16 protein-coding genes are annotated in these 18,098 nt (G+C 32.2%); 9 read left to right on the plus strand and 7 right to left on the minus strand.

Annotated elements, in window-relative coordinates; all coding sequences use genetic code 11:
- Positions 1-25 precede the first annotated feature (25 nt).
- Positions 26-451 (minus strand): DUF1573 domain-containing protein, encoded by a 426-nt coding sequence (locus WPG_RS10140; protein WP_045475436.1) that lies wholly within the window; start codon positions 449-451, stop codon positions 26-28.
- 187 nt (positions 452-638) lie between these two features.
- Here WPG_RS10140 and WPG_RS10145 point away from each other — a divergent pair, with 187 nt between their 5' ends.
- Both WPG_RS10145 and WPG_RS10150 read left to right on the plus strand, forming a co-directional pair.
- Complete coding sequence (locus WPG_RS10145) at positions 639-3,275, plus strand: valine--tRNA ligase (protein WP_045472105.1); 2,637 nt, start codon at positions 639-641, stop codon at positions 3,273-3,275.
- 2 nt (positions 3,276-3,277) lie between these two features.
- Positions 3,278-4,618: a GntP family permease gene (locus WPG_RS10150; RefSeq protein ID WP_045472108.1), complete on the plus strand. Its 1,341-nt coding sequence runs from the start codon at positions 3,278-3,280 to the stop codon at positions 4,616-4,618.
- A gap of 9 nt (positions 4,619-4,627) precedes the next feature.
- Here WPG_RS10150 and rodA read toward each other — a convergent pair whose 3' ends face one another.
- The 4 genes from rodA to WPG_RS10175 all read right to left on the minus strand — a co-directional run bounded on the left by rodA (position 4,628) and on the right by WPG_RS10175 (position 10,208).
- Entirely contained in the window at positions 4,628-5,908 is a 1,281-nt protein-coding gene (gene rodA, locus WPG_RS10155; protein ID WP_045472110.1) for a rod shape-determining protein RodA, read from the minus strand.
- 3 nt (positions 5,909-5,911) lie between these two features.
- Positions 5,912-7,852: a penicillin-binding protein 2 gene (gene mrdA, locus WPG_RS10160; RefSeq protein ID WP_045472113.1), complete on the minus strand. Its 1,941-nt coding sequence runs from the start codon at positions 7,850-7,852 to the stop codon at positions 5,912-5,914.
- A 495-nt stretch (positions 7,853-8,347) separates the two neighbouring features.
- On the minus strand, positions 8,348-9,169 hold the full coding sequence (mreC, locus tag WPG_RS10170) for a rod shape-determining protein MreC (protein WP_045472119.1): 822 nt from the start codon (positions 9,167-9,169) through the stop codon (positions 8,348-8,350).
- A 10-nt stretch (positions 9,170-9,179) separates the two neighbouring features.
- Complete coding sequence (locus tag WPG_RS10175; protein ID WP_045472122.1) at positions 9,180-10,208, minus strand: rod shape-determining protein; 1,029 nt, start codon at positions 10,206-10,208, stop codon at positions 9,180-9,182.
- A 316-nt stretch (positions 10,209-10,524) separates the two neighbouring features.
- Here WPG_RS10175 and WPG_RS10180 point away from each other — a divergent pair, with 316 nt between their 5' ends.
- A complete protein-coding gene (locus tag WPG_RS10180) occupies positions 10,525-10,716 on the plus strand; it encodes a hypothetical protein (protein WP_045472125.1) in 192 nt (63 codons plus the stop codon).
- A 114-nt stretch (positions 10,717-10,830) separates the two neighbouring features.
- A complete protein-coding gene (locus WPG_RS10185; RefSeq protein WP_052471218.1) occupies positions 10,831-11,583 on the plus strand; it encodes a T9SS type A sorting domain-containing protein in 753 nt (250 codons plus the stop codon).
- A 190-nt stretch (positions 11,584-11,773) separates the two neighbouring features.
- Here WPG_RS10185 and purH read toward each other — a convergent pair whose 3' ends face one another.
- Positions 11,774-13,303: a bifunctional phosphoribosylaminoimidazolecarboxamide formyltransferase/IMP cyclohydrolase gene (gene purH, locus WPG_RS10190; RefSeq protein ID WP_045475439.1), complete on the minus strand. Its 1,530-nt coding sequence runs from the start codon at positions 13,301-13,303 to the stop codon at positions 11,774-11,776.
- Between the two features lie 144 nt (positions 13,304-13,447).
- Between purH and WPG_RS10195 the strand changes: the two genes are divergently transcribed.
- Positions 13,448-14,698, plus strand: a complete 1,251-nt coding sequence (locus WPG_RS10195; protein WP_045472128.1) for an ABC transporter permease — start codon at positions 13,448-13,450, stop codon at positions 14,696-14,698.
- Between the two features lie 87 nt (positions 14,699-14,785).
- Complete coding sequence (locus WPG_RS10200) at positions 14,786-16,039, plus strand: ABC transporter permease (protein WP_045472131.1); 1,254 nt, start codon at positions 14,786-14,788, stop codon at positions 16,037-16,039.
- A 6-nt stretch (positions 16,040-16,045) separates the two neighbouring features.
- Here WPG_RS10200 and WPG_RS10205 read toward each other — a convergent pair whose 3' ends face one another.
- Positions 16,046-16,504, minus strand: a complete 459-nt coding sequence (locus tag WPG_RS10205; RefSeq protein ID WP_045472134.1) for a GAF domain-containing protein — start codon at positions 16,502-16,504, stop codon at positions 16,046-16,048.
- 94 nt (positions 16,505-16,598) lie between these two features.
- On the opposite strand from WPG_RS10205, the gene xrtF reads away from it, so the two are divergent.
- The 3 genes from xrtF to WPG_RS10220 are packed head-to-tail and all read left to right on the plus strand — an operon-like array spanning position 16,599 to position 18,029.
- Positions 16,599-17,150 (plus strand): exosortase family protein XrtF, encoded by a 552-nt coding sequence (xrtF, locus tag WPG_RS10210; protein ID WP_045475441.1) that lies wholly within the window; start codon positions 16,599-16,601, stop codon positions 17,148-17,150.
- Positions 17,143-17,571, plus strand: a complete 429-nt coding sequence (locus tag WPG_RS10215; RefSeq protein ID WP_045472137.1) for an exosortase F system-associated membrane protein — start codon at positions 17,143-17,145, stop codon at positions 17,569-17,571. Before xrtF ends, WPG_RS10215 begins: the two co-directional genes overlap by 8 nt.
- A gap of 50 nt (positions 17,572-17,621) precedes the next feature.
- The gene (locus WPG_RS10220) at positions 17,622-18,029 is read left to right on the plus strand and encodes an HYC_CC_PP family protein (RefSeq protein WP_045472139.1); all 408 of its coding nucleotides are present in this window, start codon (positions 17,622-17,624) and stop codon (positions 18,027-18,029) included.
- Positions 18,030-18,098: the final 69 nt, after the last annotated feature.

The raw sequence follows: 18,098 nt of genomic DNA on the forward strand, positions 1-18,098 counted from the left end.
ATTTTATTTAAAAAGTGTTTTGAGTCTATTGCTCAATCATACTTTTTTCTTTTTTTTCTAAAACACTTGTTTTATTAGGATCTATTACTAAACCTTTAATCTTCAATGCCACAGTTGGAGTAACTGCATTAGAATAAACCGTAATTGTTTTTCTAATTGGGTTAACACGTTTTGTATCGTATTTTACTTCAATCTCACCTGTTTCACCTGGCATAATTGGATCTTTTGGTTTCTTAGGTACAGTACAACCACAAGACGATTTTACTCTAGAAATGATTAATGGTGCATCTCCAGTATTTGTAAATTCAAAAACTCTAACACCGTCAGCACCTTTTTCAATTGTGCCATAATCAATAACATTAGTTTTAAATTCAATCTTAGCTACTTTTTCTTGAGCAAAAGAACCAAGGCTAACAAGTCCTACAAATAAGATTACTACTAAATTTTTCATCATTTTATATTTAAATTGATACTATCAAAATTACTCACTTTTTTATTCTCCTCAAAATTAATTAGATGTAATACACTGCATTTAACAGAATTTAGGTTTTTCAGACCATATAAGTGCGCTAATAATTTTTCAAAAAAAGAAATATAAGTACTTTTGTCAGTTACTTAGCAAAAACGATACCAAAAATATGGACATTCCATCTCAATATAATGCATTATCAGTAGAAAATAAGTGGTACGACTATTGGATGAAGCATAATTATTTTCATTCTACGCCAGACGAAAGAGATCCTTATACCGTTGTAATTCCTCCACCAAATGTTACAGGGATTTTGCATATGGGACACATGCTTAATAACACAGTTCAAGATATATTGATTCGTCGTGCGCGATTACTGGGAAAAAATGCTTGCTGGGTTCCTGGTACAGATCATGCATCTATTGCTACTGAAGCAAAAGTTGTTGCTAAATTGAAGACTCAAGGCATTGATAAGAATGATTTATCTCGAGATGAGTTTTTAAAGCATGCTTGGGATTGGACTGAAGAATATGGTGGGGTTATCTTAGAGCAACTAAAGAAGTTAGGCTGTTCTTGTGATTGGGATCGTACCAAGTTTACTATGGATGATGATATGAGTGAAGCTGTCATAAAGACTTTTGTTGATTTATATAACAAAGGTTTAATTTACAGAGGTTATCGAATGGTAAATTGGGATCCGGAAGCTAAAACAACATTATCTGATGAAGAAGTTATCCATGTTGAAAAGCAAGGCTTACTCTATTATTTAGAATACAAAGTTGAAGGTAGCGATGAAAAGCTAACTATAGCTACAACGCGCCCTGAAACAATTTTTGGAGATACTGCTATTTGCATCAATCCAACAGATGAACGTTTTACACATTTAAAAGGTAAGAAAGCAATTGTTCCTATTTGTGGACGTGTCATTCCTATTATCGAAGACGATTATGTAGATATTGAGTTTGGTACAGGTTGTCTTAAAGTAACACCTGCTCATGATGAAAATGATAAAGTATTAGGTGATAAACATAATTTAGAAGTAGTAGATATTTTTAATGAAGATGCTTCATTAAATAGTTTCGGAATGCATTACGAAGGACAAGATCGTTTCATTGTGAGAAAAGCTATTACCAAAGAGTTAGAAGCTGCTAAAATTTTAGTTAAAACTGAAAGTCATATTAATAAAGTAGGAACTTCGGAGCGCACAAAGGCAGTTATAGAACCAAGACTAAGTGACCAATGGTTTCTTAAAATGGAGGATTTGGCTAAACCAGCCCTAGATGCTGTTTTAAAAAATGGTGATGTAAAGCTCTTTCCGAAGAAGTTTGAAAACACCTTTCGTCATTGGATGGAAAATATTCGTGATTGGAATATTTCACGTCAATTGCTTTGGGGACAGCAAATTCCTGCATACTTCTATGGCGATGGAAAAGAAGATTTTGTAGTTGCAGAAACAAATGAAGAAGCTTTAAAGTTAGCCCAAGAGAAAACAAATAATCTTGCTTTAAAGATTGAAGATTTAAAACAGGACTCCGATGCTTTAGATACATGGTTCTCATCATGGTTATGGCCAATGAGTGTTTTTGATGGCATTCGAAATCCAGAAAATGAAGAAATTAAGTATTACTATCCTACAAATGATTTAGTAACTGGTCCAGATATTTTATTCTTTTGGGTAGCGCGAATGATTATTGCTGGCTATGAGTATAAAGATGAAAGACCCTTTGAAAATGTGTACCTCACAGGATTAGTTAGAGATAAGCAAAGACGAAAAATGTCAAAACAATTAGGGAATTCACCTGATGCATTGAAGCTAATTGAAGAATATGGCGCTGATGGTGTAAGAGTGGGACTTTTATTAAGTTCAGCTGCAGGTAATGACTTAATGTTTGACGAAGATCTTTGTCAGCAAGGTAAACAGTTTGCTAATAAAATATGGAACGCCTTTAGATTGATACAAGGTTGGGAGATTGATGAAATAATCAGTCAACCTAATTCTAGTCAAACTGCCTTAGATTGGTATGAGTCTAAATTCCAAAAGACTATTGCTGAAATTGAAGATCATTTTAGTAAATATAGACTAAGTGATGCCCTTATGGCAACTTATAAGTTGATTTGGGATGATTTTGCTTCATGGTTATTAGAGATAATAAAGCCAGCTTATCAAAAACCAATTGATAGGAGAACTTATAATGAAGTCATTAGATTATTTGAAAATAATTTAAAGATTCTTCACCCATTTATGCCATTCTTAACAGAAGAGATTTGGCAATATATAGAAGAGCGTTCACCTGAAGAGGCTTTAATAATTTCAAAATGGCCAGAAACAAAGTCAGTTAATGAAGTTTTAATTTCAGAATTCGATTTTGCATCTGAGGTTATTTCTGGTATTAGAAATATAAGAAAGCAAAAGAATATTGCTTTTAAAGATGCTATTAGTTTTTCAGTTATAAATACTGAAAAGGTTAAATCGACTTTTGATGAAGTAATATCTAAATTGGGTAATCTGAGCGACTTTGATTATGTAACTGAACCAATTGAAGGTGCGTTGACTTATAGAGTAAAGTCTAACGAATACTTTATTCCCATAGAAGGAAGTATTGATGTGGAAGCAGAAATTAAAAAGCTTACAGAAGAATTAAGTTATACTGAAGGTTTTTTGAAATCTGTACAAAAGAAATTATCTAATGAGCGTTTTGTAAATAATGCTCCAGAGCAAGTTGTTGCTTCGGAGAAGAAGAAAGAAGCAGATGCATTGGCTAAGATTGAAACGATAAAAACAAGTTTAGTTAGTTTAGGATCTTAAATATGGATTACTCTCTTCTCGGTGCTGTATTTGCTGGTGTAGTATTGTTAATTACACTAATTCTTAGATTCAAAATCCAAGCATTTATCGCATTATTATTAGCAAGTATACTAGTTGGAATATTATCTGGTATGGAGCCTATGATGATTATAAAAACTATTCAAGAAGGTATGGGTAATACACTTGGATTTGTTGCTGTTGTTGTAGGTTTAGGGGCAATCTTTGGTGCAATCCTAGAGCAATCTGGTGGAGCAGAAGCCTTAGCTGTATTTCTTTTGAATAAGTTTGGGGAGAAAAATTCGTCTTGGGCATTAATGCTTACAGGATTTATTGTTGCCATACCTGTATTTTTTGATGTTGCATTTATCATTTTAGTACCAATGATTTACGCACTTCAGCGTAAAACAGGAAAATCCCTTTTACTATATGGTATTCCATTATTAGCGGGTTTAGCAATTACGCATAGTTTTATACCTCCAACACCAGGTCCAATTGCTGTAGCTGATATTTTAATAGCAGATTTAGGCTGGGTTATTCTTTTTGGATTTTTAGTAGGTATTCCAACAGCTATATTTTGTGGCCCTTTATTCGGAAAATATATTGCAAAAAGAATACATGTAGAAGCTCCAAAACTTAAAGAGAATAAGGAGACTTCTAAACAAGTCCCACCTGTTAGTTCAATAATAGCCATTATTGCAATTCCAATTGTTTTAATTGTTATGAATACATTATTGAATAGTCCATTAGTTGGTGATGATATTGTTTCAAAGTATGTATTAGAATGGATAGGAATGATTGGTCATCCATTTTCGGCCTTAATAATTGCTAATCTAATTGCATGGTATTTACTAGGTATAAGAAAAGGGTTTACAAAAAGTCAACTCTTGGATATTAGTACAAAATCTTTAGCTCCAGCAGGAGTGATTATATTGATTACTGGAGCTGGTGGTGTGTTTAAACAAATTTTGGTAAATACAGGAACTGGTACAATGTTAGCTAATTATTTTGCAGATAAAGGGATAAGTTTGCTCGTATTTGGTTTTCTATCCGCTGTAATTGTTAGAATTTTACAAGGATCTGCTACTGTAGCTATGATAACTGCTGCTGGTTTAACTGCACCTTTATTATTAAGTAATACTTCTGAGCCTGAGAAAGCTTTATTGGTTATAGCAATTGCAGCTGGAGCTAGTATTATGTCTCATGTAAATGATAGTGGATTTTGGTTGGTTGGAAAGTATTTAGGGCTTTCAGAAAAGCAAACATTCCAAAGTTGGACATTAATGACTACTATTTTGGCTCTTTCAGGTTTTTTATCTGCTTTTTTATTATCATTGTTTTTCTAAAAAAAAATCTTACCACTCATTAATCTTATTACTATCTAACTTAATAAAAATAAATAGTAAAATAGTAAAACCCCAAAGGCCTGAGCCTCCATAACTAAAGAAAGGTAAAGGAATTCCAACAGTTGGTATTAAACCCATTACCATACCAGTATTAATTGTAAAATGCACAAATAATATGGAAGCGACTCCATAACCATAAACACGACTGAATTGTGATTTTTGAGATTCCGCCAAGTATAATATTCTAATAATAAGTGTCACGAATAATAGGACTACAAAACTACTTCCCCAAAATCCCCATTCTTCGCCAACTGTACTAAAAATATAGTCGGTTTCTTGTTCTGGTACAAATTTACCTGTGGTTCTTGTGCCTTGCAGAAAGCCTTTTCCAGTCCATCTACCAGAACTAATCGCTTGTTCAGATTGAATGAGGTTATAGGCTTCAGCTTTTTTCATTTTCTGAAGCTTAATTGGATCTTTTTCTAGGCGTAACCAAAGGCTAATTCTATTTTGCTGATGAGTTTTTAAGCCATGATCATAAAACAACTTCACACCATAAGAAAATCCAACAGCTACAATCAATACTATAATATACTCTAGTATTGAAGCACGTTTTTTTTGCCTTATAAAATATATACCTAATAATGCCAATATACTCACTATAGCTGATATAAGAATGCCATATTTTAGAGCAAGCACGGCTAAAATAATTAAAGATAAAGCTACAATTAGATATATTTGTTGAAGTCCTTCACGATAAAAAACAAAGAAAAAAGCAGAATAAACAATTGTACTGCCAGCGTCATTCTGGAGTAATATTAACAAGGCTGGGACAAATATTATTGCAACAACTCGTATTTGGTCCTTTAAGGTTTGCATATTAGTTTGCAAATCACTGATATACTTTGCAACAGCAAGTGCTGTGGCAAATTTTGCAAACTCGCTAGGCTGAATAGTCATACTTCCAATTCCATACCAGGATCGCGCTCCATTTACGTCCTTTCCAAAAACAAATAATCCAATAAGCGATATAATAGCAGCTAAGTAAATAATACTAGCAAAACGCTCATAGAATTTTGCTTCAAAGGATAGAATAAAAACAATTAGTAAAAAAGTTAGACCTAAAAAGATAAGTTGTTTCCCATAAAGTTCTGATGTATCAAAATAGCTGGTTACTTCACCTACGTGAGATGCTGATAATATATTAAGATATCCAAAGGAAACTAACAGTAAGAATAAAATTATAGTTATCCAATCAAATTTAAAGCGTCTTAGGTTTTCTCTTAGCATACCTTAAGACTTAGTTATTTCAGCTTTAGTTTTTAAGCTTTTTTGAAATTCATTTTCCTCAATTGGTACTAAAGACGTTTGTCTATTAATGCCAAATGGTTCTCCAGAATATGGTTTCTCATATTCATGTTTTAATGAATATCGTAATACGAAGTTTTCCATATCAGTGCGTGTAATTTTGCCCTTGAGATATTGCTCAATCATTAGACTTGCCATCCTTCCGGCAAAACGACTTCCAAAGTATCCGTTTTCTACAAAAACTGCAATGGCAATTTTAGGATTGTCTTTTGGGGCAAAAGCAACAAAAATTGAGTGATCTGTTAATTGAGTTTTTACGCTATCAATAATGGCAAAATTTTCGGCAGTACCTGTTTTACCGCATATCTCAATATCTTTTACTTTGAGCATTGATGCAGTTCCTTTATTGTATACATCATACATGCCTTGGACAACAGGTTCGAAATGTTGCTTATCTATAGTTGTGTATTTAGGTATTGTGAAATTTAAAGGAACAGTGTCACCTTCTATATTTTTTATAATATGAGGTGTATAATAATAACCTCTATTTCCAATTGCTGCAGCCATGTTTGCTAACTGAATGGGCGTGGCTAAAACCTCTCCTTGTCCTATAGCATTAGAGATTGTAAATGTTGTATACCACTTGTTTTTACCGTAGTCTCTATCGTAAGTTTCAGCTGAGGGAACTTTTCCAGGTTGTCCAACTGACAAATCATTATTTAAATAATTACCTAAGCCAAAACTTTTAATATGTTTACTCCAGGCATCCATTCCGTCAGACGGTTTATCATATTTATCAATTATTTTTCTGTAAATATTCGCGAAATATGCATTACAAGATTCATAGATTCCAATATTCATATTTACAGGACTTCTATGCACATGGCAACCCATTTTTCTGTTCCCGTATCGATAACCCATTGAACAACTAAATCGATCTTCTGTTTTAACAACACCTTCTTGTAAAGCAATTAATGCATTAAGGGTCTTAAAAGGTGAGCCTGGCGGATACATAGCTTGCAAGCCTCTATCGAATAAAGGTTTTGCTATACTATCTCTATATAGTTTCGAAAAATTCTTAGAGCGATCTCTGCCAACCAATAAATTCGGATTATAAGATGGACCGGATACCATAGCTAAAATTTCACCAGAACTTGGTTCAATAGCAACAATTCCACCACGTTTGTTTTTCATTAATAATTCACCATAAGCTTGAAGCCTAGAATCGATAGTAATTGTAATGTCTTTCCCTGGTTTTGGTAATGTGTCAAAACTTCCTTCTTTAAATGGTCCTATGTTTTTGTTGAAACGATCTTTCTGAATGAACTTTATACCTTTAACTCCTCTAAGTATATTTTCATAGGTTTTTTCAATCCCTTGCTTTCCAATTAAATCTCCTAATTTATAGTAGGGTTGTTTTGTTATAATACCTCGATTTACTTCTCCAATATCACCTAAAACATTAGCTCCGATAGTAGTTTGATACGATCTTAATGAACGTTTTTGAATATAGAATCCTTCATATTTTCGCATTTTTTCTTGCAGTACTGCATAATCATTCTTTGATAACTGTGGTACAAATGGTGAGGGTAATCTTGTAGAGTAATTAGTAGCTCGGTCTAGTTTTTTTATATAATCTTTTTTTGAAATCTTTAATAGCTTACAGAAATCATAAAACTCTGTAGAATCCATAGGTTCAACTTCTCTGGGTATAACCATGACATCATAAGAAGGTTGATTTGCGACTAAAAGTTTTCCGTTTCGATCATATACATAACCACGTTTAGGATAGGTAAACTCTTTTAATATTGCAGTATCTTCAAAAATATTGTAAGAATTACTGCTGTATACTTGAAGATAAAATAATCGCGCTATAAATACGAGACCAACTAATATCACAGATGTTAATAGCAATAATTTTCTCATTTCCGGCTTCTACTAAATAGGATTATGATTAATACATTAAGTATTATACTGAAAATACTGGAAAATAACGTCTTCTTTAATATTAAAAGTATATTCGATATGTTAAAGATTTCGAGAGAAAATAGTACTAAATGATGCAATATAGTTCCGAATGCAATGTATGTTATTAAACTTCCAATTTCGGTATTTGTAAATTTAATACTCTGGTGCTCATACAGCATTCCAAAAGAGGACTTCAATAGAACAGGTCTAGCATGAGCTAAGCAAAGTGAAGCAGTAGCATGAACACCACCCGAATCAGAGAACATATCTACTAGCATACCTAATAAAAAGCTTATTAGTAATAATATTAATCTGTTATCTTTGATAGGAAACAAAAAAATAAATATGATATAGATGTATGGATTGATATAGCCAAGAAAATTAATGTGGTTACATATAATTACTTGTACAAGTAATAAGGCAATAAAACGTGCGCTATGTATAACAGAAACATTATTCATTTGTATTGTTCTCTAATGTTTTTATCTCTGTTCTATCAATATTTTCTATGATATAGACTTTTCCGATACTAGTCATATCATTAAATAATTTCACTTGTATAGTATAAGTATCTCCACTTATATCTGTTACAAAACTTTCAATTATCCCAATATCAATACCTTTAGGAAAGATAGCTGATTGTCCTCCTGTAACTATGGTATCTCCTACTTTAACTGGTGCAAATTTCGAAACATCAATAAGCTGAGTAAACTCTGGAGAATCTCCATTCCAAGTTAAAGAACCTATATGATTACTCGATTTTAGCTTTGCATTTATTTGGCTCTTTTTATTTAAAATAGAAAGTACAGTTGAGTAATTGCTAGAGGTGTTATCGATAATACCAAGGATGCCTTTCGGTGTTATTACACCAAAATCCTCTTTAATACTATCGTTTTCACCTTTATTTAGAGTGAGGTAATTATTAGTGTTTGAATAACTATTTTTATAAACTTCAGCTGTTTTTACTCTATATTTTCCTTTAGAATATCTTGTGTCGAAATAAGAAGAGTCTTTTGTTGAAGTTGAGTTAAGTAATTGTTCTCTTAAAAGTTTATTTTCTTCAGCTAAAATGGTGTTTTCATCTTTTAGATTGAAATACTGACCTAAAGAATTAAAAGTACCATAAACACCACCTGTTAAACTGTTTGCAGAATTTATAAATTTACTTCTATGATAAGAGTGAGATTGAATAGTTAAAGTTAAGGCAATACTAAAGAGCAATAAAAACAACAGAAATGTTTTGTTTCTTATAACAAAATTGAATATTTGCTGCATTATTTATTACTTATTTAATCAATACGCTTTTGTATTTAGATAAGTTTTTTAGCACAATACCTGTACCTCTAACTACGGCTCTTAAAGGATCTTCAGCAATGTAAACTGGTAGATCTGTTTTTTGAGATAAACGCTTATCTAGACCTCTCAACATAGATCCACCACCAGCTAAATAAATGCCAGTATTATATATATCGGCAGCTAACTCTGGAGGTGTTTGAGATAAAGTTTCCATTACAGAATCTTCAACACGTAAGATAGATTTGTCTAAAGCTTTTGCAATTTCTCTAAATGAAATTTGAACTTGCTTTGGTTTACCAGTTAACAAATCACGGCCCTGAACGCTCATATCTTCTGGAGGTAATTCTAAGTCTTCAGTAGCAGCACCAATCTGAATTTTAATTTTTTCAGCTGTGCGATCTCCAACATATAAGTTATGTTGCGTTCGCATGTAATATATAATATCGTTAGTAAATACATCACCCGCTACCTTTACAGATTTGTCGCAAACAATTCCTCCAAGCGCAATAACTGCAATTTCAGTGGTTCCACCACCTATATCAACAATCATATTCCCTTTAGGTTGCATAATGTCTACACCAATACCAATAGCTGCTGCCATTGGTTCATGTATTAAATAAACTTCTTTTCCATTAACACGCTCACAAGATTCCTTTACTGCTCGCATTTCTACTTCAGTAATACCTGAAGGAATACAAACAACCATTCTTAATGCAGGATTGAAAAATTTCTTCTTTAAGGCAGGAATATTTTTTATAAACAAACTTATCATTTGCTCCGAAGCATCAAAATCTGCAATTACACCATCTTTTAATGGACGTATGGTTTTAATGTTTTCATGCGTTTTACCTTGCATCATGTTGGCTTCTTTACCAACTGCAATAATTTTTCCACTGATGCGGTCTCTTGCTACTATTGAAGGATTATCAACTACGACCTTGTCGTTATGAATAATTAGTGTGTTTGCTGTTCCTAAATCAATGGCTATTTCTTCCGTTAGGAAATCAAAAAATCCCATGTGCTATTCTAAATTATTTGGGTTATTCTTGTCTGTTTTTTTAGACTATCTGTAAAAGTAATAAAATATACGTTACTTCTACGTTTATAGATGTTTATTGATTGATTTTTTTTAAGACAATTTTTGTGAGTTACTTAATACATTTAAACTATTCTTCTTTTTGTGTTATTAATGTCTATTTTGGTTTCGAAATTTAATAAGATATAACACTGCAAATCAACTTAATAATATATTTTTCTTATTGTGTTAGTTAGCTAACATTTTTTATGAATAGTGCTTTTTAATTTTATCACGAACAAAAAGCAAACCATAAAAGATGAAACAAAAATTACAATTAAAGACTATGATGAAAGGCATATTTGCCTTATCATTCTTTTTTGTAGGACATCTAGAAATTACAGCAGCAAATGTTGAGTTTACCAGTAATAATCCTACAACAGACGTGTTAACGATTTCGAAATCGGAACCGGTAGTAAAAGATGCTACCAACTCTACAATTTCTAACTGACAGACTTGTGCTGCTGAAGGAGGAGCGATACAAATTGCAGGTACGACAGATACATCAACAACAATATGTGTAGGAGAAGGTACAGCAGATTTAATTGATGTAGAGTTTGTAGATATGAGTGTACTGTCAGGAGACAGTTCCACATGGGTAATTACAGACCAAGCGACAGGTAATATTTTAGGTACACCAGCAGCAGGACCATTTAATTTAGAAGGAGCACCAACAGGTGTTTGTGATATTTGGTATTTACGATATACAGGAGATATCAGATTAGGATCAGCAACGAATGTATCTGATTTATCAGGTTCCTTTGATTTATCGAATGCAATTTCGGTAACCCGAAATGCAGTAAACGGAGGAGCAATACAACTTGCAGGTACGACAGATACATCAACAACAATATGTGTAGGAGAAGGTACAGCAGATTTAATTGATGTAGAGTTTGTAGATATGAGTGTACTGTCAGGTGACAGTTCCACATGGGTAATTACAGACCAAGCGACAGGTAATATCTTAGGTACACCAGCAGCAGGACCATTTAATTTAGAAGGAGCACCAACAGGTGTTTGTGATATTTGGTATTTACGATATACAGGAGATATCGGATTAGGATCAGCAACGAATGTATCTGATTTATCAGGTTGCTTTGATTTATCGAATGCAATTTCGGTAACCCGTCTAACAGGTATGGATTGTGATGCATTAAGTGTAGATGACTTCGAATCCAGTTTCGATTTTAATTTGTATCCAAATCCAGCTAAGGAATTAGTAAATATAGAATTTAACGGAAATGGGAATATAAACCTAGAAGTTCAATTAATAGATATACTTGGGAAGCAAGTTTATAAAAATAATATTTCGACTTAAGATAGTATGACTATTAATGTAAGTCATTTAGAAAGTGGGACTTATTTTATGAATATTACAGACCTAGCGTCTGGAAATAGAATTATTAAAAGAATAATTAAGGACTAGTTAAATAGCAAAGATCTATTGATCTTTCAAAAGAAAAGAGCATCCATATGGATGCTCTTTTTTTATCATAATTATACTGATATTAATGTTTAAAATGACGTGTTCCTGTAAACACCATAGCAACATCATTGTCATTACAATAATTAATGTTTAATTCATCTTTAATAGAACCACCTGGTTGAATGACAGCTGTAATTCCAGCATTATCTGCAATCTCTACACAATCTGGAAAAGGGAAAAATGCATCACTAGCCATAACCGCTCCTTCTAATTCAAAATTAAAAGATTTTGCTTTATGTATTGCTTGGTTTAATGCATCAACACGACTAGTTTGTCCTGTGCCACTTGCACATAATTGTTTGTTTTTAGCCAAAACAATAGTGTTAGATTTTGTATGCTTACAAATTTTTGAAGCAAAAATTAAATCATCTAACTCTTCTGAACTAGCAGTTTTATTAGTTACAGGTTTTAAACCTTCAAGATTGTCAGTAATAGAATTTCTATCTTGAACCAAAACACCGTTTAAACAACTTCTTACGTTAGTTTGTGGCATTTCAATATCTTTTAAAATCAATAGGATTCTATTTTTCTTTCCTTTTAAGGTTTCTAAAGCTTCAGCAGAAAAAGAAGGTGCGATCACAACTTCACAGAATAATTTATGAATCTCTTCGGCAGTAGCAACATCAATTTCAGTATTACTAATCAAAACACCTCCAAAAGCTGAAACAGGATCTCCTGCTAATGCGTCAATATATGCTTGCTTTATAGTATCTCGTTGTGCAAGTCCACATGCGTTGTTATGTTTTAAAACGGCAAATGTTGGAGTGTCGTTTTTAAATTCTAACATTAAGTTTACAGCAGCGTCAACATCTAAAAGGTTATTGTAGCTTAGCTCTTTACCATGTAATTTTGTAAATATATCATCAAAGTTTCCGAAGAAAAACCCTTTTTGATGAGGGTTTTCACCATAACGCAAAACTTTACCATTAGTTTCAGAAATCTTTAATGAAGCAATTTCATTATTTTTGTTGAAATAGTTAAAAATTGCTGAATCATAATGCGAAGACACATTAAATGCTCTTGCAGCAAAATCTTTTCTGTCAGCTTCAGTAGTTTCACCATTTTTAGTTTCGAGTAACTCTAAAAAGTCTGAATAATCCTCAACAGAAGAAACACAAGTAACATCTGAATAATTTTTAGCTGCGGCTCTAATTAGCGAAATACCTCCAATATCAATTTTTTCGATGATATCTTGATTACTTGCACCAGAAGCAACAGTCTTTTCAAAAGGATAGAGATCTACAATAATCAAATCGATCTGAGGAATTTGAAATTCTGCAAGTTCAGCAATATCACCATCATGATTTTGACGATTCAAAATACCACCAAAAACTTTTGGGTGTAAAGTTTTTACACGCCCTCCTAGAATTGAAGGGTAAGATGTCACATCTTCAATTGGTACCACTTCGATTCCTAAGTCTGTTATAAATTTTTCTGTTCCTCCTGTGGAATATATAGTGACATTAAGGTCGTTTAATTTTTTTACAATTGGTGCTAATCCATCTTTACTAAAAACAGAAATTAGTGCTGATGACATGGTTTTGTTGCTCATAATGTTGTGTTGTGTTTTTGATGCTGCAAAAATAAACATAATCGATAGTAAAATATCGAAGATAAAACCAGTTTCTTTAAGTTTTTTGTAACAATGAATTGTTGAAAACGTCTTATCTTTAAATTGCGAAAAAACAAAGAACACATGTTAGTCTATTTAAGGGTATTTAAAGAGAGCTTTTCATTTGCATTAAATGCTCTTAGAAATAACAAATTGAGGACCTTTTTATCGCTATTAGGGGTTACCGTTGGTATCTTCTCAATTATTGCAGTTTTAGCTGCAGTTGATTCTCTAGACAAGAATATTAAAGATAATTTATCTGGCTTAGATAAAAATACAATATACCTAACCAAGTTTTCGTTCGGGCCTTCAGATGTACCGCGATGGAAACGTGATAATTTTCCTCAAACTGATTATGATGATTATGAGTTTGTGAGGAGAAATATTCCAAATATAGAAGAATCTGCTTACGTGATTTTTGGAGGTGCTGAAACTATAAGATATGAAGCAGAGACAATTAGTAATGTCAATATAACACCCATATCACATGGTATATATGTCATTGATGATTTAAAAGTTGAAAAAGGCCGATTTTATTCAGAATTAGAATCAGATACAGGTTCACCTGTTATTGTTATTGGTTCAGAACTGGCCGAGAACTTATTTGCGAAACAAAATCCAATTGGTAAAATAGTAAGAGTTTATGGTAGAAAACTTAGTGTTATTGGAGTGTTGAAAAAATATGGTTCAGGTATAGGAGATTCGCCCGATGGAAAAGGGTTTGTGCCAGCAAACTTTGTGAGACAGTTTAGAAATGGTGGCGTAAATGGATTACCTGGAGCTATAGTTATAAAACCTGAAAAAGGAGTCGATATGGGTGCTTTTGAAAGTGTTTTAAAGCAAAAGTTTAGGGCATACAGAGGTTTAAAAGCAGATGAGGATGATGATTTCTTTGTAAATAAATTAGCAGGACTAGTTTCTTTTGTAGATGCGATTATATCTGTTTTAAATACGATTGGTTGGGTGATAAGTGGATTTTCTCTTCTTGTTGGAGGTTTTGGTATTGCTAACATTATGTTTGTTAGTGTTAAAGAGCGGACAAACCTTATTGGTATTCAAAAATCATTAGGTGCTAAAAATAGATTCATCTTGTTTCAATTTTTATTTGAAGCAGTTCTTCTTGCTGTTGTAGGTGGTTTAGTAGGTTTATTTTTAGTTTGGATTATTGCAATGATTATGAATGGTGTAGTAGAAGATTTCGAATTTGTATTGTCTTTTGGTAATATGTTTTTAGGGTTCTGTTTATCTACATTTATAGGATTAATTTCGGGTGTAATTCCTGCGATTTCAGCTTCAAGGTTAGATCCAGTTGAGGCCATAAGAACAGGAATGTAAAATTCATAATTTTAAGCTAAGTTTTCAATTTAACTTTTTTGGAATCTTTAAAGCCTTATCTTTAAACTCAAGATTCAAAAGGATTCTATGCTATTATACGTTCGCTTACTCAGAGAAAGTTTTTCATTTGCTTTAAATGCACTTCGAAATAATAAACTCAGAACATTTTTATCATTACTTGGTGTAACCGTTGGTATATTTTCAATTATCGCAGTTTTAGCGGCTGTAGATTCTTTAGATAAAACGATTACATCTCAGCTAAGTTCTTTAGATAGTAATACGATGTATTTAGCTAATATGTCTTTTGGACCAACTGATGTTCCACGCTGGAAACGAGAAACTTTTGATGAAATCACTTATAACGAATTCAGGATTTTAAAATCTTCATTAGAAAATGCTGACCATGTTGCGTTCCAAATTTTTGTGCGTCGAGAGAATATAAGATATGAGTCAGAATTGGTTAGTAGTGTAAATACAGTTGTAGTTTCTAGTGAATTTACAGATATTCAGGTTTTAGAATTTGAAAAAGGACGTTTCTATAATGAGTCGGAATCAAATTCTGGAAGAGCGGTTGTTGTTATTGGTTCTGAAATAGCAAAATCTTTATTTGGTGATTTTGACCCTATTGGTAAAAAGGTGCGACTTTATGGTCAAAAATTCACGGTCATAGGTGTTGTTAAAAAAGAGGGTTCAGGTTTATTTGGAGATAGTAATGATGTTTCCATATTTCTACCAGCGAATTTTTTTAGAAATAAATATGGACAGAACAATCCTAACTTTAAAAATATTGTCATTATTAAACCACAGAAAGGGGCAGATATTGAAGGGTTGAAGTCTGAAGTTATTCAAATGATGAGAGGGAGACGAGGCTTAAAGCCCGATGAAATTAATACGTTTTTTATTAGTGTTATCTCTGGACTACAAGATGCCATTGATAGCATCATTAGTAGTATGAATGTAATCGGTTGGATTATAAGTGGCTTTTCGCTTTTGGTTGGTGGTTTTGGTATTGCTAACATTATGTTTGTAAGTGTAAAAGAGCGAACTAATCTTATAGGAATTCAAAAATCTTTAGGTGCTAAGAATAAGTTTATCTTATTTCAATTTTTGTTCGAAGCAGTTATTTTAGCTATAGTTGGTGGTGTTGTAGGCTTATTTTTAGTTTGGATTGGAACAACTATTGGTAGCGGAATGACTGAAGATTTTGAATTTGTATTGTCAATACAAAATATGGCCTTAGGTCTTTTTATTTCTTCAATTATTGGCCTTGTTTCAGGAGTAATTCCCGCGCTTACTGCATCTCGCTTAGATCCAGTGGAAGCTATTAGAACAGGTATTTAGTTTTATTTATTGAATAAGTTGTGCAACTTCTTTACATACAAACTCTAAGAAACGTTCATCTGCTTCTGTAAATGGATCTGGCGTATTAGAATCAATATCTATTTGACCAATATTTTCGCCATTTACAAAAATAGGAATGACAATTTCTGCCTTCACAGTAATACTGCACGCAATGTAATTGTCTTGAGCAGCAACATCTGGAACCACAAAATTCTCATTACTTATTGCAACTTGACCACAAATACCTTTACCAAAAGGAATAATAGTATGATCTGTCGGTTCGCCAACATAAGGGCCTAGTTTTAATTCGTTTTTATCTCCATTTTTAAAGTAGAATCCTACCCAATTGTAATAGGCTACATTTGCTTCAAGTAATTCGCAGATTTTTAACAAACGTTCATCCAAACTAAGAATGTCTTGTGTAACGATTGTTTTTATTTTGGGTTTTAATATATCTAAAGTCATAGTTTTAAAAACTTTTGGCAAAAGTATTTTAAAATCTTCTATTTTAAAATACTGTTTTTATAAATTTAACATCGAACATAATGCGCATTGTTTTTTGAAAACACTTTTGGTTAAATACAAACTAGTAATTCGTTTTATAATAACGTTCTTGTCTGTATATGCTGTATTAACAATAGGGTACTATTTGTATTTGAGTTTGTCTGATGGTTCTAAATTCTATCCAGATTATTTTACCAATTTAGTAGCAAGACAAACCAATACCTTACTGAATGGAGTGGGTTATGATGCGAATGTTATTCCGCATGCAATAGAATCTTCAATGAAAATTATTATTAATGGAAAGTTTGTAGCGCGTGTTATTGAAGGCTGTAATGCTATCAGTGTCATTATTTTGTTTTTGTCTTTTATTATAGCTTTTGCAGGTAAATTTAAATCCACATTATTTTATTGCTTTGCTGGTAGTATTATTATTTATGCTTTTAATTTAATTAGAATATTAATATTGTCTGTAGGCTTATATCATTACCCATGGAGAAGAGAAATTTTGCATACTGTTATTTTTCCAATGCTTATCTATGGAACTGTTTTTTTACTTTGGATGGTTTGGGTTAATCGATTCTCTAAAAACAAAAACATAAGTGAATAAGGCTTTAAAATACATATTACTATTAGTATTATTTTTGGGACTTGTATCTATAAGAGCTTTTGAAGATGTTTTGTTTTATGATCCATATCTTACTTTTTTCGAAAATGATTATTTGTATATGGATAGCCCAAGGCGTGAAATTGCTAAATTGGTTTTTTATACTAGCTTAAGATTTTTCTTAAATACACTTTTGTCTTTAGGAGTATTATTTGTGATATTTAGTGATAAGAGTATAATTAGATTTTCAATTGTAGTATTCAGTATTGCTTATATATTATTAATGATTCTATTCTTATATTTTGTTATAAATCCTAAGCAAGAGGATTACTACTTATTTTTTAATATTAGACGCTTTTTAATTCAACCCATCGGATTAATTTTGTTATTACCAGCCTTTTATTATTATGAGCTTAATCGTTAAGAGTTTTATAATTTAATACACGCTTTTTAATTATTTTGTAAATTTGTCCTGTGAAGTTGCATACAACACATAGAATAGTATCATTTGGATTAGCATTTTTGGTGCTGCTCTCTACACTATCTTTTACTGTAGAGAAGCATTATTGTGGTGATAATTTGGTAGATACAGCAGTTTTTTCGGAAGCAAAAAAATGTGGTGGCATGGATGCAGAAAATACATCCTATGTAAAGAAGCCTTGTTGTAAGGACACTATAGATATTGTTGAAGGCCAAGATGAATTAAATTCTATAGATTTCGAAGATTTAGATCAAATCGAAAAGCTGACCTTAACAGCATATATTTTTATCTATTCTAATTTTTTAGAAAGCTTGCCGAAGCTTATTATTCCTCATAAGGATTATTCACCTCCCAATCTCACCAAGGACATTCAGGTCTTAGATGAGACTTATTTAATTTGATTTATATATAACTTTTCTCGAAGTGAAAGTACATTTTAGTGTACTAATAGTTATACCTACAAATCAAAT

The organism is Winogradskyella sp. PG-2 (genome assembly GCF_000828715.1).
Classification (GTDB): Bacteria; Bacteroidota; Bacteroidia; order Flavobacteriales; family Flavobacteriaceae; genus Winogradskyella.